The sequence below is a fragment of the Monashia sp. HAY1-11D genome (genome assembly GCF_056868035.1).
In genome coordinates, this window is sequence record NZ_CP200320.1 from 1,982,295 (window position 1) to 2,002,047 (window position 19,753).

A 19,753-nucleotide genomic window follows, 5' to 3' on the forward strand; every position below is an offset into this window, starting at 1 on the left:
GCGGCGACCGGAGACCAGTGCCAGAGACGATCCTCCTCGGACCGCAGCGGTTCACCACGACGGTGCAACCGGTCGTGCGGTCCCTCGACGTGCCCGGGCGCGTCGCCGTCGTCAACGCCGGCTGGGAGGAGCGCGAGTCCGAGGACGCCGAGCTGAACGGCCTGCTCGACGGCCGTGGTGTCAACCTGCGCCTGTACCACCGGATGATCGACGTGCTCACGAAGGACCGGCGGGTCGCCGCCGCCGCGCTCGCCTTCCGCGACCGCCAGGACGAGCTGCGTGCCTTCTACGGCATCCGGCTGCAGAGCGCCGTCGACGCCGTCCACGCGGTTGCCCACCGCACCTCGCTGCACGGTGTCGGCCCGGTGGCCGTCGAGGCGGCGATCGAGGCGGTGCGCGACGTCGACCGCTGGTACTCCGCCGAGCTCGCCGGCCTGTACGCCGCCACGTTCGAGCGCACGCCGCGCGAGGAGAGCGAGCTCATCGGCTGGCACCGGGGCGAGATCGGCGCCGTCCTCGACGAATGCGGCGCGCTCGTCGTCGCCGGCGGCGACGTGCGGACGCTGCTGCGCACGCTGCGGCTGTTCGACGTGACGCTGCGGGCCGAGCAGCACGTCGTGGCGTGGTCGGCCGGTGCGATGGTCCTCACCGACCGGGTCGTGCTCTTCCACGACCACACCCCGCACGGCGTCACGGCCCCGGAGGTGCACGACACCGGGCTCGGACGCGTCCCCGGCCTGCTCGTCCTGCCGCACGCCCGACGCCGGCTGCGCCTCGAGGACCACGAGCGCATGTCCGTGCTGGCCCGGCGTTTTCCCGAGCACCGGCTCGTGCTGCTCGACGACGGCGCGGTGGTGCGCCTCAAGGCCGGTGCGCCCCCGGCGGCCGACCCGCTGCCGGAGGGGACGCGCTACCTCGACGTCACGGGGCACGTCGCCGTGGAGGGGGCCGCATGAGCACCCCGACACGCCTGGCCGTCAACGGCCTGCGCGACCGCGTCCCGCTGGACGGCCCGGCCATCGACCGGTTCATCGCCCGGTGGGGGTGCCCGATCATCGAGGGCGAGCGCGCCACCTTCCTCTACCGTGGCGACGTCGACGAGGCGTGGATCCGCCACCGCGTCGTCGGGCTGCCGGACCCCTTGCCGCTCAAGCGGATCGGCGAGTCCGACCTGTGGGCCGTCACGACCGTGCTGCCCGAGGGCTCACGCGTCGAGTACCAGGTCGAGATCCGCAAGGGGGATCACCACGAGCGCTTCAACGACCCGCTCAACCCCCGTATGGCGCACAGCCCGATGGGGTCCTCGTCGGTGTGCGCGGCGGTCGGCTACCGGGTCCCGGACTGGGTGTCGTTCGACCCCGAGGCGCGGCAGGGCACCCTCGTCGAGGAGGTCGTGCGCAGCAAGGCCCTGCGCCGCGACCAGCCCGTCCAGATCTACCTGCCCGCGCGGTTCAACCGGGCGCAGCGCTACCCGCTCCTCGTCGTCCACGACGGCACGGACTACCTCGAGTACGCGGCGATGCGGACCGTGCTCGACAACCTCATCCACCGGCTCGACGTCGACCCGCTCGTCGTCGCCTTCGTGGCGCCGCGCGACCGGCTCAAGGAGTACCCCAACCACGCGCCCCACGCCCGGTTCGTCGCGCGCGAGCTCGTCCCCCTGCTCACCGAACGGCTGCCGCTGGAGGACGCGCCCGAGGCCCGCTGCCTCATGGGTTCCTCGTTCGGCGGCATCGCGTCGCTGTCGACGGCCGTGCGCTACCCGGGGCTCTTCGGCTCTCTGGTGCTCCAGTCGGCATCCCTCGTCTTCACCGACATCGGGTTCGACCACGGCGGCGGACCGGCGTTCGACCCCGTCGTGAAGTTCGTCAACCGGTACCGGGCCCGGCCGACGGCGGTCGTGGACCGCATCCACATGTCGTGCGGCGTCTACGAGCCACTCATCACGCCGAACCGGTCGATGGTGCCCGTGTTCCGGCACACCGGCATGCGGGTGCGGTACACCGAGGCCCGCGACGGCCACAACTGGGAGAACTGGCGCGACCGCCTCGGCGACGCGCTGACGTGGGTCTTCCCGGGGCCGCAGAAGTTCGTGTACGAGTGACGACACACGCCGAGGGCAGGAGCTGACGCATGAAGGTGACGGACCGCTGGTACTCCGACCGGCTCGGGCAGGACATCACGGTGGCCCGCTGGGGCACGTGGGGTGCGCCGGTGCTCCTGTTCCCGACGGCGGGCGGCGACGCCGAGGAGGTCGAGCGGCACCGGCTCGTCGACCACCTCATGCCGCTCGTCGACGCCGGACGCGCCAAGGTGTACTCGTGCGACAGCGTCGCGGGCCAGGCGATGGCCGAGCGCCGCGGGTCCACCGAGTACCGGATGGCCCTCTTCAACGCCTTCCACGACGCCGTCGCCTCCGAGATCATCCCGGCGATCCACTCCGACAGCGGCGGCCGGATGCGCGTCGTCGTCGCCGGCGCCTCGATCGGCGCCTTCAACGCGCTCGCGGTCACGTGCCGCTACCCGCACCTCGTCGACGCCGCCGTCTGCATGAGCGGCACCTACGCCATCGAGAAGTTCATCGGGGGCCGCTTCACCGAGGACCTCTACTTCAGCTCGCCGCTGCACTTCCTGCCCGACCTCGACGGGCCGGACCTCGAGGCGTTGCGCCAGCGGATGGTCGTCCTCGCGTCGGGCAGCGGTCGGTGGGAGGACGTCGGCGAGGCCTGGGCGGTCGCGGACGTCCTGGGGGCAAAGGGCATCCCGAACCGGGTCGACGACTGGGGGCCGACCTACGACCACGACTGGCCGACGTGGTGGCAGATGCTGCCGACCTACCTCGACGACCTGCTGCCGTGACGCCGTGACGCCGTGACGCCGTGACGCCGTGACGCCGTGACGCTGTCCTCGGTACGCTCACGAGCGTGAGCCGGATCTTCACGACGAGCGTCGCGTCGGTGTACCCGCTCTACGTCGCGAAGGCCGAGCGCAAGGGCCGGACCCGGGCCGAGGTGGACGAGGTCATCGAGTGGCTGACCGGCTTCGACGACGCCAGGCTCCGCGAGCACCTCGAGGCCGGCACGACCTTCGAGGAGTTCTTCGCGGACGCCCGGCTCAACCCGAACGCGGCGAAGATCACCGGGGTCGTCTGCGGCGTCCGGGTCGAGCAGGTCGAGGACCCGCTCATGCAGAAGATCCGCTACCTCGACAAGCTCATCGACGAGCTGGCGAGGGGCAAGCCCCTGGGCAAGGTCCTCCGCGCCTGAGGGCCACGCCCGGTCAGTCGTCGAAGGTGTTCCAGCAGATCGGGCTGCGCAGGCGCTGGTCGTCGAGGACGAGCTCGCGGATGGCATCGGGGAGCCGGTCGCGCTGCCAGTCCCGCTCTCGCAGCCGCGCGACCTCCGCCTCGTCACCGGGGACCGACGCCGACGCGGCACGGATCGCGTAGGCGGCCGCGCCGAGCTCGTGCGCGGCGACGTGGGCGACGGCCACGGCCTGGCCGGCCGACAGGGCGGCGAACCGCGCCGGGTCGGGCAGCCCGCGTCCGGCGGCGTTGGCGGTGAAGGCGGCCTGGTGGGCCACACGCATCGGCACCTCTCCGCGGATCCACGACCGGGTGATGTCGAGGGCCTCGTGGACCCGCCGGTCCCCGGTACCGGCGGCCTCGAAGAGCGGCAGCACGTGCTCGGCGCAGGCGAGCGCCCACTCGGCGAGCAGCCGGTGGTCCTCGTCGGTGAGGGTGCCGCCGCGGCGGATCGTGATGAACCGCGGGTCACGCTGGGTCGGCAGGATCGGCACCCGGCCATTGTGACCCCGACTCGCGCGCTGCTGAACGAAGCGCGCGAAACGTCGGTCCGGCGCGCAAACTTTGGCGCGCGGGAACCCTGGATCGCGCGCTCGTGACGATCCGCACCCTGGCGGCGATCTTCGGCGTCGATCCAGGAGGAGTCCTCCCGCGTGCCCGGATGTTTCGCGCGCTGCTGAACGAAGCGCGCGAAACGTGGGTCCGGCGCGCAAACTTTGGCGCGCGGGAACCCGGGATCGCGGGCTCCGACGATCCGCACCGGCGGGCAGTCCGTGACGGATTATGCTCGCCACCATCTGCAGCCGATCACCAACGCGCACCACACCCGAGCCCCGCGAAAGGCGGCCCACCCGATGACGGAACCGATGACGTCCGGCCCGGACCTGCGGCTCGCCGTCATCGGCTTCGGCCTGCGTGCCAGCCTCGTCCGGTACGCCCACCGCCCCGGCGAGGGCAGCCGCGTCACCGCCGTGTGCGACACGGCCGAGCGCGGACGCCGCGACGCCGCCGAGCGCGTCGAGGGGGTCCGCCTCGTCGACAGCCTCGACGAGCTGCTCTCGCCGCAGGTGCGGCCCGACGTCGACGCCGTCCTCGTCCTCACGCCGGACCACCTCCACGCGGACCACGCCGTGCGCACCCTCGAGGCGGGGCTGCCGACCTTCGTCGAGAAGCCGCTCGCGACGACCGTCGAGGACGCCGACCGCATCCTCGCGGCCGCCGCGCGCAGCCGCACCCGCCTCTACGTCGGGCACAACATGCGTCACCTGCCGGTGGTCCGGGCCATGCGCGAGGTCGTCGAGGCCGGCACGATCGGGGCCGTCAAGGCGGTCTGGTGCCGCCACTTCGTCTCGGCCGGCGGCGACTACTACTTCAAGGACTGGCACGCCGACCGCACCCGCACGACGGGCCTGCTCCTGCAGAAGGGCGCCCACGACATCGACGTCATCCACTGGCTCGCCGGGGCCTACACCCGACGCGTCGCGGCCGTGGGTGACCTCGCCGTCTACGGTGCCATCACCGACCGGCGCGACAACTCCGACCGGCGGATGGCGGACTGGTACTCGCTCGAGAGCTGGCCACCCACCGCTCAGCGCGAGCTGCACCCCGTCGTCGACGTCGAGGACATCTCGATGGCCAACCTCGTCCTCGACGGCGGCGTGCTCGCCAGCTACCAGCAGTGCCACTTCACGCCCGACTACTGGCGCAACTACACGGTCATCGGCACGAGGGGCCGCCTCGAGAACTTCGGCGACGGCCCCGGCGCGCGCGTCAAGGTGTGGACCCGGCGCACCGACACCTACCGCGAGGACGCCGACGAGGTGATCGAGATCCCGGCGGCCGACGCGACCGGGCACGGCGGCGCCGACCCGCTGCTCGTGGCCGAGTTCGTCCGGTTCGCCCGCGAGGGCGGCCCGACGATGACCTCACCGGTCGCCGCCCGCGAGGCCGTGGCGGCCGCGGTGTGCGCGACGGCGTCGCTGCGCTCGGGTGGCGGGGCCGTCGACGTGCCGGGCCTCGACGCGGACGTCGCGGGATGGTTCGCGACCGGGCAGGCCTGAGGCCCGTCACCCTCGCCGGGGCGCCGCCCTGAGCGGACCGGGTCCGTACCGGTCCGTCCGCCGCCCGGCGCAGACGTCGACGGTGGCCGTGGGCGGGGCCGGATAGACTGCGCCGCACAGTACCGGGCGTCGTCCGGCAGGCGCGGCGGCCGGGCCGGCACCGTCCACCGCCTCGCCGGTCCCCGTACGGGTCGGCCCCTCGAGCAGCGAAGGAACCCCCGTGCCTCGACGCGTCGCCCGCCACGCAGCGGTCGCTGTCGCCGGGCTCGTCGCGCTGCTCGCGTCCGCCTGCACCGATGCCACGCCGGGCGCCGGCCCGACGGCAACCGGCACCGCCGTCACGTCGCGGGCCACGGCGCCCGCCCCGACGGAGACGACCCGGGAGCCGCTCGTCGTCGACACCGTCTTCGACCACGCGACCCTGGACCCGACGCGCCAGTTCGACCGCAGCGGCCTGCTCGTGTCGAAGGCGGTCTACCAGACCCTGACCGACCTCGACCGCACCGACCCGACGAAGGTCGTCCCGGGCATCGCCGAGTACACCCTCTCGCCCGAGGGCCGGTGGCTGACGATGCGCCTGCGCCGGGGCCTCGTGTTCTCCGACGGCACCCCGGTGACCACCGACGACGTCGTCTTCACCCTCCAGCGCGCGCAGGGCCTCGGCGGCACGGCGTCGGCCATCCTCGGCACCGTCAACATCGTCAAGGTCGACGACCGCACCTTCACGCTCAGCTCGCCGCGGTCGAACTTCGCGCTGCCGGCGATCCTGGCCAACCCGGCGTTCGGCATCCTCAACTCGGCGGCGGTCAAGGCCAACGGCGGCGCCATCGGCCCCGGCGACACCGCGGCCCGCTACCTGTCGGGGCACTCGGCCGGCTCCGGTCCCTACGTGCTCACCTCGGCCACGTCGGGCCGGGTCACGCTCGCGGCGAACCCCGTGTGGACCGGCGCGCCCCCTGCCTTCTCCGAGGTCGTGCTGCGCGACGTCGCGCCCCGGGACCAGGTCGGGGACGTCCGGTCCGGACGCGCGGACGTCGCCCTCGACCTCTCACCGGCGCAGGCCGCGGCCCTGACGGCCGCGGCGACCGCCACCTCCACGTCCACCTCCACGGGCGGCACAGCGGCCACCGGCACCGCGCCAGCGTCGGGCACGGCGGCGCCGGGGCCGGACGGGACGACGGGCACGGCGACGGGCACGGCGACGGGCACGACGACGAACGGGACGACGGGCGACGCGCCCCGTCCCGTCGCCGTCACCGCGTCGAAGTCCTCGACGCTCGCCTTCCTCTCCCTCTCCCGCAACCCGCGCGTCAACCGGTGGACCGCCGACCCGTCCTTCGTCGAGGCGGTGCGCAAGGGTCTCGACGTCGACGCCCTGGCCCGGGCCGCGGGCGACGCGCACCCGGCCGCCGGCCTCGTGCCCTCGGGCATCGTCGGCTCGCTCGAGGACGGCGCCGTCCCGACGGTGCCTCCCGCTCCGACGCACACGGGCGACTCCACCCCGACCGGCACCCCCGCCCCGCCCGGGGCGACGCCGTCGGCGCCCGGCACCGGCGACACGGGTCACACCGGTGGCACCGGCACGCCTGCCCCGGGTCGGACGGGTGCCTTCCCGCCGCCGACCGCCGTCCGCACCGCCGCACCTCGCGACCTCGCGGGCGCCCGCGCAGCGCTGCGTCGCTCGGGCTACCGCGGCGAGCCGGTCCCGCTCACCTATGCCGTCGACGTGCCGATCGCGGGCATCCAGCGCAGCACCATCGCGGCGCAGGTCCGGGACCAGCTCGCCGAGGTCGGCATCCGCGTCGTCCTCGACCCCAAGCCCTCGTCGAGCGCCCTCACCGCGTACCGGTCGGGCCGCAGCGCGTTCGGCCTGTGGAGCTGGAACCCCGACTACCCGGACCCGGAAAGCTACCTCGCCTTCGCCCCGGGCGAGCTCGTCGGCCTGCGCGCCGGCTGGCAGCGCGGCCAGGACGCCCTCGTCGACGGGCTGACCGAGGCGGCGCGCGAGTCCGTCGGTGACGACCGCCCGGGCGCCTACGCAGCCTGGCAGGTCGCGATGAACGAGCGGGGGCCGTTCGTGCCGCTCCTGCAGCCGATGACGCACGTGGCGACCGGGCCGCGCGTGCACCGGGTCCCGGCCAACCCGGTGTGGACCGTCGACCTCGCGGCCATCTCCTGACGCGTCACGGCACCCGTCGCTGGCACGCGTCCCGTAGCGTCGGGGCATGAGCACCGTCCCGCACGTGCGCGGCCTGCTCCTCGCGGCCGGCGCCGGCCGCCGCATGGGCGGCCCCAAGGCGCTCGTGCGCCGCACGCCCGACGAGCCGACGCTCGTCGAGCGGGGCGTCGAGGTGCTCCTCGCGGGCGGCTGCTCGGGCGTCACGGTGGTCGTCGGCGCCGCGGCCGACGAGGTGGCCGTCCTCGTCGGCAGGCTCGGTCACGACGTCGACGTCGTCCGCTGCCCCGACTGGGACGAGGGCATGGGCGCCTCGCTCCGGGCCGGGCTCACGTCCCTCGCGCGCGCCGCGCACGAGGGCGCCGGCGTCGTCGACGCGGTCCTCGTCAGCCTCGTGGACCTGCCGGACCTGACGGCCGAGGTCGTCGCCCGCGTCCTCGGCGCCGACGAGGGCACCGTCGTCGGTGCCGGCCACGCCCTGGCCCCGGACGCCGCGGACGGGCACCGCCGGGCGGTGCTGCGCCGCGCCGTCTACGACGGCGTGCCCGGCCACCCGGCCCTCATCGGGCGCGACCACTGGGAGAGCGTCGTCGCCACCGCGGTGGGCGACCGTGGCGCGCGGGACCACTTCCGCACCCACGCGCACGAGCTCGTCGAGTGCGGCGACCTCGCGACCGGCCGCGACGCCGACACCTGGAGCGAGCTCGACGCGAGCCCCTGACGCCGTTCCCCGGCAGCTGCCGGGCCGTCGACGCCCCGCCCCGCTTCCACCGGGGCCGCTCATCGGCGATGCTCGGGGCATGGAGCCCGCCCTCGCCAGCCCCGCCGACGTCGCGTCGGCCCTCGCCCGCACCGGCTACCTCGCCGACGAGGCGCTCTCCACCGTCACCTTCCTGGCCGGGCGGCTCTCGCGTCCGCTGCTGCTCGAGGGCGAGCCGGGCACGGGCAAGACGGCCCTCGCCGAGGCCCTCGCCGAGGCGCTCGGCCTGCGGCTGATCCGGCTGCAGTGCTACGAGGGCATCGACGCGACCCAGGCCCTCTACGACTGGGACTTCCCGCGCCAGATCCTGCACCTGCGGGCCGTCGAGGCGGTCTCGCGCGACGCGGGCGGCGACGCCCGGGCCCTGGAGGAGGAGCTCTTCGACGAGCGGTTCCTCCTCGCGCGGCCGGTCCTCGAGGCCCTGCGCTCGGCGCCCTGCGTCCTGCTCGTCGACGAGATCGACCGCGCCGACGACGAGTTCGAGGCGTTCCTGCTCGAGGTGCTCTCGACGTGGCAGGTCACCGTCCCCGAGCTCGGCACCATCGGTGCCGCCACCCCGCCGCTCGTCGTGCTCACCTCCAACCGCACCCGGGAGCTGCACGACGCGCTGAAGCGTCGCTGCCTCTACCACTGGATCGACCACCCCGGCCTGGCCCGCGAGCTCGAGATCGTGCGGTCCCGGCTGCCCGAGGTATCCGAGGCGCTGGCGGGCCAGGTCGTGGCCGTCGTCCAACGGCTGCGCGCGTCGGGCGAGCTCATCAAGGTGCCCGGCGTCGCCGAGACCCTCGACTGGGCCCGCGCCCTCGAGGCCGTCGGCGCCACCCGCCTCGACACCGAGGTGGCGGCTGCGACGCTCGGTGCCGCCCTGAAGTACCGCGAGGACTCCGAGCGGGTCCGCGCCGCGCTCGACAGGCTGCTCACGGCATGACCTCGGGGGCGCTCGCCGACCGGCCGGCCGAGGCGCCGCCGGACGCGTGGCTGCTCGGCTTCGCCCGGGCCCTGCGGGCGGCGGGGCTGGCCGTGACCGCCGACCGCGAGCGCACCTTCCTCGTGGCGGTCGCCACGGTCGGCGTCGCGCGGCGGACGGGCGTCTACTGGGCCGGGCGGGCCACGCTGACGTCGGTGCCCGCCGACTTCCCGGTCTACGACGAGGTGTTCGAGCGCTGGTTCGGCCCGGAGGAGGTGCGCCGGGGCTCGCGCGCGGATGTCGCCCGTCCGCCGGTGCGCCGGGCGCCGCTCGGTGCCGAGACGGAGGGCGAGGACTCGTCGGCCGGCGACACGGTCCGGGCCCGCGCCAGCGACACCGAGGTGCTCCGGCACCGGGACCTCGCCACGTTGAGCGCCGCCGAGCGCGCGGCCGCAGCGCGGCTCTTCGACGCGCTCGACCCGCGGTCCCCGCGCCGGCGGGCCCGACGCCACGTGCGGGCGCGGTCGGGCACGGTGGACGGCCCGGCGACGCTGCGCGAACAGCTGCGCCGGATGGGTGAGCCGGGCCGGATCCGCCACCGGCGCAGGGGAGTCCGGGCCCGACGCGTCGTTCTCCTCGTCGACGTGTCCGGTTCGATGAGTCCCTACGCCGACAGCCTGCTACGGCTCGCGCACGCCTACGTCCGCCGCTGTGACCACGTCGAGGTGTTCACCATGGGCACCCGGCTCACGCACGTGACCCGGGCCCTGCACGAGCGCGACCCTGACCGCGCGCTCAGGGCCGCGGGACGCGTCGTGCCGGACTGGTCCGGCGGCACCCGCCTGGGCGACTCCGTGGGCGCCTTCCTCGACCGGTGGGGCCGGCGCGGCATGGCCCGGGGCGCCGTCGTCGTCGTCGTCTCCGACGGCTGGGAGCGCGACGGGCCCGAGGTGCTCGGCGAGCAGATGCGCCGCCTGGCCGGGCTCGCCCATCGCGTCGTCTGGGCCAACCCGCACCGCGGCAAGGTCGGCTACGAGCCGGTGCAGCAGGGAATCGTCGCGGCCCTGCCGCACGTTGACGACTTCGTGGCGGGCCACTCGCTCGCCGCGTTCGAGGAGCTGATCGAGGTGGTGGCCCGTGCGTGAGGTGCTCCCGGACCTGATGCGCTGGTGGTCGGCCGGCGAGACCGTCGGCGTGGGCACGGTCGTGGGCACGTGGCGCTCGGCGCCGCGCCAGCCGGGCGCCTCGATGCTCGTCGGTCCCGGCGGCGAGGCCGTCGGGTCGGTGTCGGGCGGCTGCGTCGAGGGTGCCGTGTACGAGCTGGGCCAGGAGGTCGTCGCGTCCGGCACCCCCGTGCTGCAGCGGTACGGGGTCAGCGACGACGACGCCTTCGCCGTCGGCCTGACCTGTGGCGGCATCCTCGACGTCTTCGTCGAGAAGGTCTCGCGCGACACCTTCCCCGAGCTCGGCGAGGTCGCCGCCGACATCGCGGCGGGGCGCCCGGTCGCCGTCGCGACCGTCATCGAGCACCCCGACCCGTCACGGGTCGGGCGCCGCCTCGTCATCCACGCCGAGGAGGCCGAGGAGGCCGGGGACGCCCGGTCCGTCTCGAGCCTCGGCAGCGAACGCGCCGACGACGCGGTGCGCGACGACGCGCGCGGCATGCTCGCCCAGGGCACGACCGGCACGCTGACCTACGGGCCGGACGGTGAGCGTCGGGGCGAGGGCATGCGGGTCTTCGTCGCCGCGCACGCGCCCAAGCCGCGCATGCTCGTCTTCGGCGCCATCGACTTCGCCGCCGCGGTCGCCCGTGTCGGGGGGTTCCTCGGCTACCACGTCACCGTGTGCGACGCCCGACCCGTCTTCGCGACGGCGTCCCGCTTCCCCGGGGCCGACGAGGTCGTCGTCACGTGGCCGCACGACTACCTCACCGCCGAGGTCGAGGCGGGGCGCGTCGACGCCCGCACCGTCATCGCGGTGCTGACCCACGACCCGAAGTTCGACGTTCCGCTGCTCGAGGTGGCGCTGCGCCTGCCCCACGTCGCCTACATCGGGGCGATGGGCTCGCGGCGCACCCACGAGGACCGGCTGGCGCGGCTGCGGGAGGCCGGCCTCACCGATGCCGAGCTGGCGCGGATGAGCTCGCCGATCGGGCTCGACCTCGGCGCGCGCACGCCCGAGGAGACCGCCGTCTCGATCGCCGCCGAGATCATCGCGCTGCGGTGGGGCGGTGGGGGCGAGCGTCTCGGCGACCTCGCCGGCCCGATCCACCACCACCATCCCGCGCACGACACGGAGCCGGACGCCGGGGCGTCGACCTGAACGTTCAGGCGCGCGGCCGCCAGCGCTTCCACAGCGCGGTGGCCTGCGCGCGCACCTTGCCGTCCCAGCGCAGCTGCACCTCGACGGTCATCTGCGGCTCGGATGCCTCGACGACCGCCGCGAACAGCTCGACGGTGTCGTGCAGCGGCGCCGGGCGCAGGTAGCGCACGTCGAGCCCGGCCGTGACGTACGACAGGTCGGCGCCGGGCAGTGGTGGCCACCCGCCGCGCTCCGCCTCGAGCATGACCGCGGCCGCGCTGTGGCAGTCGAGGACCGTGCTGATGATGCCGCCGTTGAGGTAGCCGAGGCCGTTGTCGTGCTCCGGCCACGGCGTGAACGACGCGGTGACGCCGTCGGCCGCCGCCGCGCCGAGCGGGTAGCTGCGCAGCCGCAGTCCGCGTTCGTTGGCCTGGCCGCAGCCGAAGCAGGGCAGGTCCGGGTAGAGCCGCTCCTGGATGCTGAGGGTCGTGACGTCGGTGTCGGGCACGGCGCCAACCTACCGGGCGGACCGCCTCGCGAAATTGGTCCAACCTCTTGATGAGTGCGCCACTCGTCGGGCAGGGTGTCGCGCATGGACGAGCATGGATTCTCCCCTGTGGCCCGACGGTCGGTCTCCGACGAGGTCTTCGCCGAGCTGCGCGATGCCGTCCTGACGCGTCGCTTCGCCCCCGGCGAGAACCTCCCGCCCGAGCGCGAGCTCGCGGTCTCCTTCGCCGTCAACCGGCACGCGGTCCGCGAGGCGCTCCAGCGCCTGCAGGCGGCGGGCTTCGTCCGCGTCGTCCACGGCGGCGGCACCCGTGTCCTCGACGTGCGCAGCAGCGCGGGCCTCGACCTGCTCGCCCACCTGGCCCGCTCGGGCGGCGCGCTCGAGCCCGGCGTCCTGCGCGACGGGCTGGAGATGCGTCGCTGCATCGGGGTCGACGCGGCACGGCTCGCGGCGCTCCGGGCGACGCCCGAGGCCCGCGTGCGCGTCACCGCGGCGGCGGCCGCCTACGACGACGCCTCGTCGACGGACGCCGACCGCGCCTTCTGGCTCGAGGTGGTCGAGGCGTCCGGCAACCTCGCGTTCCGCCTCGCGCTCAACTCGCTCGTCCACGCGATCGACGCCCGGCCCGAGGTCATGGAGGCGCTGCTCGCGGCCGACCGCGCCGACCTGCTGCCGCACCGACCGCTCGGGGCGGCCATCGCGTCCGGCGACGCCGACGAGGCGGCCCGGCTCGCCGACGCCATCCTGCGCCAGGCCCTCGACGTCTGGGAGGCGCTCGGCGAGAGCGGCACGTCCCGGGTCCGTGCCGGCGCGGCCGAGGGGGCGTGATGGTCGACCTCATCCTCGCGGCGATCCCGTTCTTCGTCCTGTTCATCGTCGTCGAGGTCGCCTCGCTGTGGTTCGCGCCCGACGACGACGTCGTGGGCTACGAGGTGCGGGACACGGCCACCAGCCTCGCCATGGGTCTGGGCAGCGTCGGCGTCGGCGTCGGCTACAAGGCGGTCCAGCTCGTCGTCTACGCGGCCCTCTACGAGCTGAGCCCGCTGCGCCTGGACACGGCGCTGTGGTGGACGTGGGTCGTCATCGTCCTTGCCGAGGACCTCGCGTACTACTGGTACCACCGGGCGCACCACGAGGTGCGGATCCTGTGGGCCAGCCACGTCGTGCACCACTCGAGCCGGCGCTACAACCTCTCGACCGCGCTCCGCCAGACGTGGACGCCGTTCGGTGGCGTGCCGTTCTGGGCGCCGCTCGCGATCCTCGGGGTGCCTCCCTGGGCCATCTTCCTGCAGCAGTCCGTCTCGCTGGTCTACCAGTTCTTCCTCCACACCGAGCGCGTCGGGACCCTCTGGCGCCCGGTGGAGCTCGTCCTCAACACGCCGTCGCACCACCGCGTCCACCACGGGACGAACGACGCCTACCTCGACCGCAACTACGGCGGCATCCTCATCGTCTGGGACCGGCTCTTCGGCACCTTCGAGCCCGAGGGCGAGCGCGTCCTCTACGGCTTGACCACGCAGCTGCGCACGTACAACCCCCTCGTCGTCGCGACGCACGAGTACGCGTCGATCTGGTCGGACGTACGGGCCGCCGCCTCGTGGCGCGACCGCGTGGGGTACCTGCTCCGCGGCCCGGGCTGGCGGCCGCGCGGCGGCGTCGCCTGACGGCGGGCTCCCACCGAACTCCCGGGAAACTCTCGGGAACGGCGAGACGCGGACGCCCGGGCTGGCCTACGGTGGCGGCATCCCTCGGGGGGACGCGCCGCTCGCCGCGGCGTGCCAGCCCTCGAAAGGTCAGCTCATGAAGAAGCTCTGGCTCGCGCTCGTCGCGACCCTCGCGCTCGTCTCCGGGGCAGCGGCCCGGGCCGGCGCGATCACCGACGGGGCGCTCGACGGGGACGCCCACCCGTTCGTCGGGCTCATGGTCGCCCAGGACGCCAAGGGCAACCCGCTCTGGCGCTGCTCCGGCACGCTGCTCAGCCCGACGGTGTACCTCACCGCCGGGCACTGCACCGAGGCGCCTGCCGCCCACGTCGAGATCTGGTTCCAGTCCGACGTCGAGAACGGCCGCCCGCAGAACGGCTACCCCACGACGGGACAGGTCGGCGGCACGCCGTACACGCACCCCGACTTCGACACCGACGCGTTCTACCTCCACGACGTCGGCGTCGTCGTCCTCGACGAGCCGATGGCGATGCCGGCCTACGGTGCCCTGCCGTCGAGCAACCAGCTCGACGCGCTCAAGCCGCGCCGCTCGACGACGTTCACGGCCGTGGGCTACGGCCTGCAGCAGTCGTTCCCGGACGCCGCGTCGTGGAAGGAGCAGGCCCTGCGCATCCGCATGGTGGCGCACCCGTACCTGCTCCAGGTCAACACCGGGTTCACCGGCCCGCAGTCGCTGCTGCTGTCGAACAACGCGAGCTCGGGCGGCACGTGCTTCGGTGACTCGGGCGGGCCGAACTTCCTCGGCAGCTCGAACGTCGTCGCGGCCGTGACCTCGTTCGGGATCAACTCGACGTGCGGTGGCACGGGCGGCGTCTTCCGCGTCGACCGGCCCGACGTCCTCGCGTTCGTCGGCAGCTTCCTCGACTGAGCGGAGGCGGAGCGCCTCGGCCCGACCGACGACCGTTGATCCACCGTCCTCGCCGCACCCGCGTGTCGACGCGGCATGTCGGAACGGTTCGGTGACCAACGGTCGTCGGTGGGCTCGGGTCAGTGGGCGCTGGAGGTCTTCCAGAGGTTGATGCCGCCCTCGACGGCGTGCTCGTCGATGCGGCGCAGCTCGTCGTCGGTGAACGCGAGGTTGTCGAGGCAGCCGAGGCTGTTCTCCAGCTGGCGCACCGACGAGGCGCCGACGAGCACCGAGGTGACCCGATCGTCGCGCAGCACCCAGGCCAGCGCCATCTGCGCCAGTGACTGGCCCCGCTCCTTCGCCATGTCGTTCAGGGCGCGGACGTGCTTGAGGTTCTGCTCGGTCAGCAGGTCGGTCGACAGCGACTTGCCCTGCGAGGCGCGCGAGCCCTCGGGGACGCCGTCGAGGTACCGGTCGGTGAGCATCCCCTGCGCGAGCGGGCTGAACGCGATGCACCCGACACCCTCCTCGCCGAGGACGTCGAGCAGGTCCTCCTCCACCCAGCGGTTGAGCATCGAGTAGCTCGGCTGGTGGATGAGCAGCGGCGTGCCGAGGGAGCGCAGGATCTCGACGGCCTCCCGCGTGCGCGCCCCCGAGTAGCTCGAGATGCCGACGTAGAGGGCCTTGCCCTGGCGCACCGCGGTGTCGAGCGCGCCCATGGTCTCCTCCAGCGGCGTCGTGTCGTCGAAGCGGTGGCTGTAGAAGATGTCGACGTGGTCCAGGCCCATCCGCTGCAGCGACTGGTCGAGCGACGCGAGGACGTACTTGCGGCTGCCGCCGCCCTGGCCGTAGGGGCCCGGCCACATGTCGTAGCCGGCCTTGCTGCTGATGACGAGCTCGTCGCGGTAGCGCCTGAAGTCCTGGGCGAAGATCGTGCCGAAGTTGCGCTCGGCGCTGCCGTAGGGCGGACCGTAGTTGTTCGCGAGGTCGAAGTGAGTGACGCCGAGGTCGAAGGCCCGGCGCAGCGTCGCGCGCTGGTTCTCGAGCGGCACGTCGTCGCCGAAGTTGTGCCAGAGGCCGAGCGAGACGGCCGGCAGGTCGAGGCCGGAGCGGCCGGTCCGGCGGTAGGTCATCGAGTCATAGCGCGAGGGGAGCGCCTGGTAGTCGTCGGCGTGGAACGTCATGGGCGACAGTCTGCCCCGCGGGGCAAGCGCCGACGAGGCCGCGTCCCGATCCGGCGGCCGGGTCTGCGTCCGGCGCCCGCCTCGTCCGGGGTCCGTCCGGCGTCCGTGGCGACAGCCCCTTGTGCGCCAACCACTTGTGGCAAAGACTCACCGTGGGAAGTCAACTGCAGCGCGGCAGGAGGACACAGCGAATGACCCGTATCACCGTGAACGTCGACGGGGTCGAGTACTCCGACGACGTCGAGCCCCGGACCCTCTTGGTCCACTACCTGCGCGAGACGCTCGGCAAGACCGGGACCGTCATCGGGTGCGACACCAGCAACTGCGGTGCGTGCACCGTCCACCTCGACGGCACGAGCGTCAAGTCGTGCAACGTCCTCGCCGTCCAGGCCGACGGCCACGAGGTCACCACCATCGAGGGGCTCACCACCGACGGCGAGCTCCACCCCGTCCAGAAGGCCTTCCACGAGTGCCACGCGCTCCAGTGCGGCTACTGCACCCCGGGCATGATCATGCAGGCCTGCGACGTGCTCAAGGACAACCCCGACCCGAGCGAGCAGGAGATCCGCGAGGGCCTCGAGGGCAACCTGTGCCGCTGCACGGGCTACCACAACATCGTCAAGGCCGTGCAGCAGGCGGCCAGGGACCTCAGCTCGCAGGCGGTGTCCTCATGACGATCACCGAGGACCGGCCCACCGAGGCGGGCGGCGAAATCGGCAGGGCCCGACGCCGCAAGGAGGACCAGCGCCTCATCACCGGCCGCACCCGCTGGACCGACAACATCCAGCTGCCCGGCATGCTCCACCTCGCCATGGTGCGCAGCCCCTTCGCGCACGCCCGGATCACCGCCATCGACACGGCCGCTGCCAAGGCGGCCCCGGGCGTCGTCGCCGTCGTCACGGGCGCCGACGTCGAGGGCAAGCAGGGCCTCGTCGCCACGGCGTGGCCGCTCAACGCCGAGCAGAAGACCCCGGACCACCTGCCGATCGTCGTCGAGCACGTCGCGTGCTCCGGCGAGATCGTCGCGGTCGTCGTCGCGCGCTCCGCGGCGGCCGCCCGCGACGCCGTCGAGCTCGTCGACGTCGACTACGAGGAGCTGCCGGCGGTCCTCGACCTCAAGGAGGCCGCGAAGGACGAGGTCCTCGCCCACCCCGATCTCGGCACCAACACGAGCGCCGTCTGGACGCTCGACTCGGCGGCCCAGGGTTCGGGCGGCGACGTCGAGGAGGCCATCGCGAGGGCTCGCGAGGGCGGCATCCTCATCGAGCGGGAGTACCGCCAGCAGCGGCTGCTGCCTGCCTTCATGGAGCCGCGTTCGACCGTCTGCGACCCGACCGGCGAGCAGCTGACCGTGTGGACCTCGACGCAGGTGCCGCACATCCTCAAGTTCCTCGTCGCGGCCACCACCGGCATGCCCGAGTCCAAGGTGCGTGTCATCGCGCCCGACGTCGGCGGCGGCTTCGGCGGCAAGCTGCAGACGACGCCGGAGGAGTTCGCGACCATCGCCGTCGCCCGGCTCGTCGGCAAGCCGTGCAAGTACACCGAGACCCGCTCCGAGTCGCTGCTGTCGGGCCATCACGGGCGCGACCAGTGGCAGAAGCTGACCCTCGCCGCCGAGAAGGACGGCACCGTCACCGGGCTCAAGGTCGAGCTGCTCGCCGACCTCGGCGCGTACGTCGGCCTCGTGGGCGGTGGCGTACCGGTGCTCGGCGCCTGGATGTTCAACTCGATCTACAAGTTCGCCGCCTACCACTTCACCGTCCGCACGCTGCTGACGAACAAGACGTGGGTCGACGCGTACCGCGGCGCGGGACGCCCGGAGGCGACGTACGCCATCGAGCGGCTCATGGACGAGCTCGCCGTCGAGGTCGGCGTCGACCCGCTCGAGATCCGCGAGAAGAACTGGATCACGCACGAGGAGTTCCCCGGCAACGCCGAGGCCGCGACGGCCAAGGCCAAGGAGCTCTTCGGCTACGACGAGCTGCGCGCCGAGCAGAAGCGACGCCGTGAGTCCGGCGACCCGGTTCAGCTGGGCATCGGCATCTCGACGTTCACCGAGATGTGTGGCCTGGCGCCCTCGCGCATCCTCGGCGCGCTCAACTACGCCGCGGGCGGCTGGGAGTCGGCGAGCATCCGGATGCTCGCCACCGGCAAGGTCGAGGTCCTCACCGGTACCTCGCCGCACGGCCAGGGGCACGAGACGGCGTGGAGCCAGATCGTCGCCGACCGCCTCGGCGTGCCGTTCGAGGACGTCGAGGTGCTCCACGGCGACACCCAGATCGCCCCCAAGGGCATGGACACCTACGGCTCGCGCTCGCTCGTCGTCGGGGCCGAGGCCGTCGTCCGGGCCGCCGACAAGGTCATCGAGAAGGCGAAGCCGATCGCGGCGCACCTGCTCGAGGCGAGTGTCGACGACATCGAGTTCACCGGGGGTCGCTTCGGGGTCAAGGGCACCGACAAGGGGGTCGGGATGGCCGACGTCGCGCTCGCGACGTGGACCGGCCACAACCTGCCCGACGGTGTCGAGCCGAGCATCGACGCGGACGCGACCTTCGACCCCGAGAACTTCTCGTTCCCGCACGGCACCCACCTGTGCGCCATGGAGGTCGACACCGAGACGGGCGCCACGACGATGCGCAAATACGTGTGCGTCGACGACATCGGCACCATCATCAACCCGCTCATCGTCGAGGGCCAGGTGCACGGCGGCCTCGTCCAGGGCATCTCGCAGGCTCTGTGGGAGGGCGCCGAGTACGACGACCAGGGCACGCTCGTCACGGGCTCCTTCGTCGACTACACGCTGCCCACGACGGCCGACACGATCAGCTTCGTCACCGACCACACCACCTCGCCCTCCACGTACACCAAGCTCGGCACCAAGGGGGTGGGTGAGGCCGGAGCCATCGCGTCGACGCCGGCCGTCGTCAACGCCATCGTCGACGCCGTGCGCCACCTCGGCGTCGACGACCTCGTCATGCCGTGCACCCCCGAGCGGGTGTGGAAGGCGATCCAGGCGGGGGCAGCCGTCACGACCGAGGGCGACCGCGACGCCCAACCCCACTTCGACGAGGGAGCGCCGAACGCCGACCCGGCCGCCGGCCTCGGTGAAGGGAGCGACCAGTGATCCCCGCATCGTTCGACTACCTCGCCCCGTCGAGCGTCGAGGAGGCCGTCGCCGCGCTGGCCGAGCACGGCGACGAGGCCAAGGTCCTCGCCGGCGGGCAGTCCCTGCTGCCGATCCTGCGGATGCGGCTCAACGCCCCCGGCGTCGTCGTCGACCTCGGCCGCATCGCCGAGCTGCGCGGCATCTCCGAGGACGACGACCACCTCGTCATCGGCGCCATGACGCCGTACGCCGAGGTGCTCGCGTCCGAGGCGGTGTCGACGCACGCGGCCCTGCTCTCCAAGGCGATCCGCACCGTCGCCGACCCACAGATCCGCCACCGGGGCACCATCGGTGGGGCGCTCGTGCACGCCGACCCGGCCGGGGACGTCGGGGCTCCGGCGCTCGCGCTCGGCGCCGAGCTCGTCATCGCCGGCCCGGGTGGGTCGACGCGCACGGTCGCGGCGGACGACTTCTTCGAGGACCTCTTCACCACGGCCGTCGGCGACGGCGAGCTGCTGACGCAGATCCGCATCCCGAAGCACACCGGGTGGGGGGCGCACTACGAGAAGTTCGTGCGGGTCAGCCACCAGTGGTCGATCGTCGGGGTCGCGGCGGCGGTCCGGACCGACGGCGGCTCGATCGCCGAGGCCCGCGTCGGCCTGACGAACATGGGCTCGACGCCGTTGCGCGCCAGGGCGGTCGAGCAGGCGCTCGTCGGCAAGCAGGCCACCGACGAGGCGATCCGCGAGGCCGTGGCGTCCGTCGCCGAGGGCACCGACCCGCCCTCGGACCTCAACGGCGACGCCGACTACCGGCGGCACCTGGCGACGGTCCTGACGCGCCGGGCCGTCCTCGCCGCGGCGGGGGCGTGATCGC

At 73.6% G+C, this 19,753-nt stretch carries 19 protein-coding genes; 16 read left to right on the forward strand and 3 right to left on the reverse strand.

The features are described from left to right. Window positions 1-17 precede the first annotated feature (17 nt). The 4 genes from AC1VM9_RS09215 to AC1VM9_RS09230 all read left to right on the forward strand — a co-directional run bounded on the left by AC1VM9_RS09215 (window position 18) and on the right by AC1VM9_RS09230 (window position 3,266). Window positions 18-956, forward strand: a complete 939-nt coding sequence (locus tag AC1VM9_RS09215; RefSeq protein WP_483122398.1) for a type 1 glutamine amidotransferase family protein — start codon at window positions 18-20, stop codon at window positions 954-956. Next, entirely contained in the window at window positions 953-2,104 is a 1,152-nt protein-coding gene (locus AC1VM9_RS09220) for an alpha/beta hydrolase (protein WP_483122399.1), read from the forward strand. Before AC1VM9_RS09215 ends, AC1VM9_RS09220 begins: the two co-directional genes overlap by 4 nt. 29 nt (window positions 2,105-2,133) lie before the next feature. Beyond that, entirely contained in the window at window positions 2,134-2,859 is a 726-nt protein-coding gene (locus AC1VM9_RS09225; RefSeq protein ID WP_481342956.1) for an esterase family protein, read from the forward strand. Between the two features lie 65 nt (window positions 2,860-2,924). After that, window positions 2,925-3,266: a DUF2200 domain-containing protein gene (locus tag AC1VM9_RS09230; RefSeq protein ID WP_483122400.1), complete on the forward strand. Its 342-nt coding sequence runs from the start codon at window positions 2,925-2,927 to the stop codon at window positions 3,264-3,266. Between the two features lie 13 nt (window positions 3,267-3,279). Here the strand turns inward: AC1VM9_RS09230 and AC1VM9_RS09235 are convergent, their stop codons facing one another. Continuing rightward, the gene (locus tag AC1VM9_RS09235) at window positions 3,280-3,798 is read right to left on the reverse strand and encodes a putative immunity protein (protein ID WP_483122402.1); all 519 of its coding nucleotides are present in this window, start codon (window positions 3,796-3,798) and stop codon (window positions 3,280-3,282) included. A 360-nt stretch (window positions 3,799-4,158) separates the two neighbouring features. Here AC1VM9_RS09235 and AC1VM9_RS09240 point away from each other — a divergent pair, with 360 nt between their 5' ends. The 6 genes from AC1VM9_RS09240 (at window position 4,159) to AC1VM9_RS09265 (ending at window position 11,529) form a co-directional block, all read left to right on the forward strand. Next, entirely contained in the window at window positions 4,159-5,364 is a 1,206-nt protein-coding gene (locus AC1VM9_RS09240) for a Gfo/Idh/MocA family protein (protein WP_483122403.1), read from the forward strand. 220 nt (window positions 5,365-5,584) lie between these two features. Continuing rightward, entirely contained in the window at window positions 5,585-7,543 is a 1,959-nt protein-coding gene (locus AC1VM9_RS09245; RefSeq protein WP_483122404.1) for an ABC transporter substrate-binding protein, read from the forward strand. Between the two features lie 46 nt (window positions 7,544-7,589). Next, on the forward strand, window positions 7,590-8,261 hold the full coding sequence (locus AC1VM9_RS09250; protein ID WP_483122405.1) for a nucleotidyltransferase family protein: 672 nt from the start codon (window positions 7,590-7,592) through the stop codon (window positions 8,259-8,261). A 79-nt stretch (window positions 8,262-8,340) separates the two neighbouring features. Continuing rightward, the gene (locus AC1VM9_RS09255) at window positions 8,341-9,228 is read left to right on the forward strand and encodes an AAA family ATPase (RefSeq protein WP_481340224.1); all 888 of its coding nucleotides are present in this window, start codon (window positions 8,341-8,343) and stop codon (window positions 9,226-9,228) included. Beyond that, window positions 9,225-10,352: a vWA domain-containing protein gene (locus tag AC1VM9_RS09260; protein ID WP_483122406.1), complete on the forward strand. Its 1,128-nt coding sequence runs from the start codon at window positions 9,225-9,227 to the stop codon at window positions 10,350-10,352. The genes AC1VM9_RS09255 and AC1VM9_RS09260 overlap by 4 nt, the downstream gene beginning before the upstream one ends. Next, the gene (locus AC1VM9_RS09265) at window positions 10,345-11,529 is read left to right on the forward strand and encodes an XdhC family protein (protein ID WP_483122408.1); all 1,185 of its coding nucleotides are present in this window, start codon (window positions 10,345-10,347) and stop codon (window positions 11,527-11,529) included. The genes AC1VM9_RS09260 and AC1VM9_RS09265 overlap by 8 nt, the downstream gene beginning before the upstream one ends. Before the next feature lie 4 nt (window positions 11,530-11,533). Here the strand turns inward: AC1VM9_RS09265 and AC1VM9_RS09270 are convergent, their stop codons facing one another. Beyond that, window positions 11,534-12,016: a PaaI family thioesterase gene (locus tag AC1VM9_RS09270; RefSeq protein ID WP_483122409.1), complete on the reverse strand. Its 483-nt coding sequence runs from the start codon at window positions 12,014-12,016 to the stop codon at window positions 11,534-11,536. A gap of 84 nt (window positions 12,017-12,100) precedes the next feature. On the opposite strand from AC1VM9_RS09270, the gene AC1VM9_RS09275 reads away from it, so the two are divergent. The 3 genes from AC1VM9_RS09275 (at window position 12,101) to AC1VM9_RS09285 (ending at window position 14,608) form a co-directional block, all read left to right on the forward strand. After that, window positions 12,101-12,844: a FadR/GntR family transcriptional regulator gene (locus tag AC1VM9_RS09275; protein ID WP_483122410.1), complete on the forward strand. Its 744-nt coding sequence runs from the start codon at window positions 12,101-12,103 to the stop codon at window positions 12,842-12,844. Then, window positions 12,844-13,680 (forward strand): sterol desaturase family protein, encoded by an 837-nt coding sequence (locus AC1VM9_RS09280; protein WP_481340236.1) that lies wholly within the window; start codon window positions 12,844-12,846, stop codon window positions 13,678-13,680. The genes AC1VM9_RS09275 and AC1VM9_RS09280 overlap by 1 nt, the downstream gene beginning before the upstream one ends. Window positions 13,681-13,816: 136 nt before the next feature. After that, on the forward strand, window positions 13,817-14,608 hold the full coding sequence (locus AC1VM9_RS09285) for a S1 family peptidase (protein WP_483122411.1): 792 nt from the start codon (window positions 13,817-13,819) through the stop codon (window positions 14,606-14,608). Between the two features lie 119 nt (window positions 14,609-14,727). Here the strand turns inward: AC1VM9_RS09285 and mgrA are convergent, their stop codons facing one another. Further along, window positions 14,728-15,771 carry an L-glyceraldehyde 3-phosphate reductase gene (mgrA, locus tag AC1VM9_RS09290; protein WP_483122413.1) on the reverse strand — a complete coding sequence of 348 codons (1,044 nt, stop codon included), beginning with the start codon at window positions 15,769-15,771 and terminating at the stop codon, window positions 14,728-14,730. A 191-nt stretch (window positions 15,772-15,962) separates the two neighbouring features. Here mgrA and AC1VM9_RS09295 point away from each other — a divergent pair, with 191 nt between their 5' ends. The 3 genes from AC1VM9_RS09295 to AC1VM9_RS09305 are packed head-to-tail and all read left to right on the forward strand — an operon-like array spanning window position 15,963 to window position 19,749. Continuing rightward, window positions 15,963-16,445, forward strand: a complete 483-nt coding sequence (locus AC1VM9_RS09295) for a (2Fe-2S)-binding protein (RefSeq protein WP_483122414.1) — start codon at window positions 15,963-15,965, stop codon at window positions 16,443-16,445. Further along, a complete protein-coding gene (locus tag AC1VM9_RS09300; RefSeq protein WP_483122415.1) occupies window positions 16,442-18,895 on the forward strand; it encodes a xanthine dehydrogenase family protein molybdopterin-binding subunit in 2,454 nt (817 codons plus the stop codon). The genes AC1VM9_RS09295 and AC1VM9_RS09300 overlap by 4 nt, the downstream gene beginning before the upstream one ends. Then, complete coding sequence (locus AC1VM9_RS09305) at window positions 18,892-19,749, forward strand: FAD binding domain-containing protein (RefSeq protein ID WP_483122416.1); 858 nt, start codon at window positions 18,892-18,894, stop codon at window positions 19,747-19,749. The genes AC1VM9_RS09300 and AC1VM9_RS09305 overlap by 4 nt, the downstream gene beginning before the upstream one ends. Window positions 19,750-19,753 lie beyond the last annotated feature (4 nt).

Coding starts and splice junctions, on each gene's coding strand:
- AC1VM9_RS09220 (WP_483122399.1), top strand. CDS start 953: ATGAGCACCCCGACACGCCTGGCCGTCAACGGCCTGCGCGACCGCGTC.
- AC1VM9_RS09225 (WP_481342956.1), top strand. CDS start 2,134: ATGAAGGTGACGGACCGCTGGTACTCCGACCGGCTCGGGCAGGACATC.
- AC1VM9_RS09240 (WP_483122403.1), top strand. CDS start 4,159: ATGACGGAACCGATGACGTCCGGCCCGGACCTGCGGCTCGCCGTCATC.
- AC1VM9_RS09250 (WP_483122405.1), top strand. CDS start 7,590: ATGAGCACCGTCCCGCACGTGCGCGGCCTGCTCCTCGCGGCCGGCGCC.
- AC1VM9_RS09255 (WP_481340224.1), top strand. CDS start 8,341: ATGGAGCCCGCCCTCGCCAGCCCCGCCGACGTCGCGTCGGCCCTCGCC.
- AC1VM9_RS09260 (WP_483122406.1), top strand. CDS start 9,225: ATGACCTCGGGGGCGCTCGCCGACCGGCCGGCCGAGGCGCCGCCGGAC.
- AC1VM9_RS09275 (WP_483122410.1), top strand. CDS start 12,101: ATGGACGAGCATGGATTCTCCCCTGTGGCCCGACGGTCGGTCTCCGAC.
- AC1VM9_RS09280 (WP_481340236.1), top strand. CDS start 12,844: ATGGTCGACCTCATCCTCGCGGCGATCCCGTTCTTCGTCCTGTTCATC.
- AC1VM9_RS09285 (WP_483122411.1), top strand. CDS start 13,817: ATGAAGAAGCTCTGGCTCGCGCTCGTCGCGACCCTCGCGCTCGTCTCC.
- mgrA (WP_483122413.1), bottom strand. CDS start 15,771: ATGACGTTCCACGCCGACGACTACCAGGCGCTCCCCTCGCGCTATGAC.
- AC1VM9_RS09295 (WP_483122414.1), top strand. CDS start 15,963: ATGACCCGTATCACCGTGAACGTCGACGGGGTCGAGTACTCCGACGAC.
- AC1VM9_RS09300 (WP_483122415.1), top strand. CDS start 16,442: ATGACGATCACCGAGGACCGGCCCACCGAGGCGGGCGGCGAAATCGGC.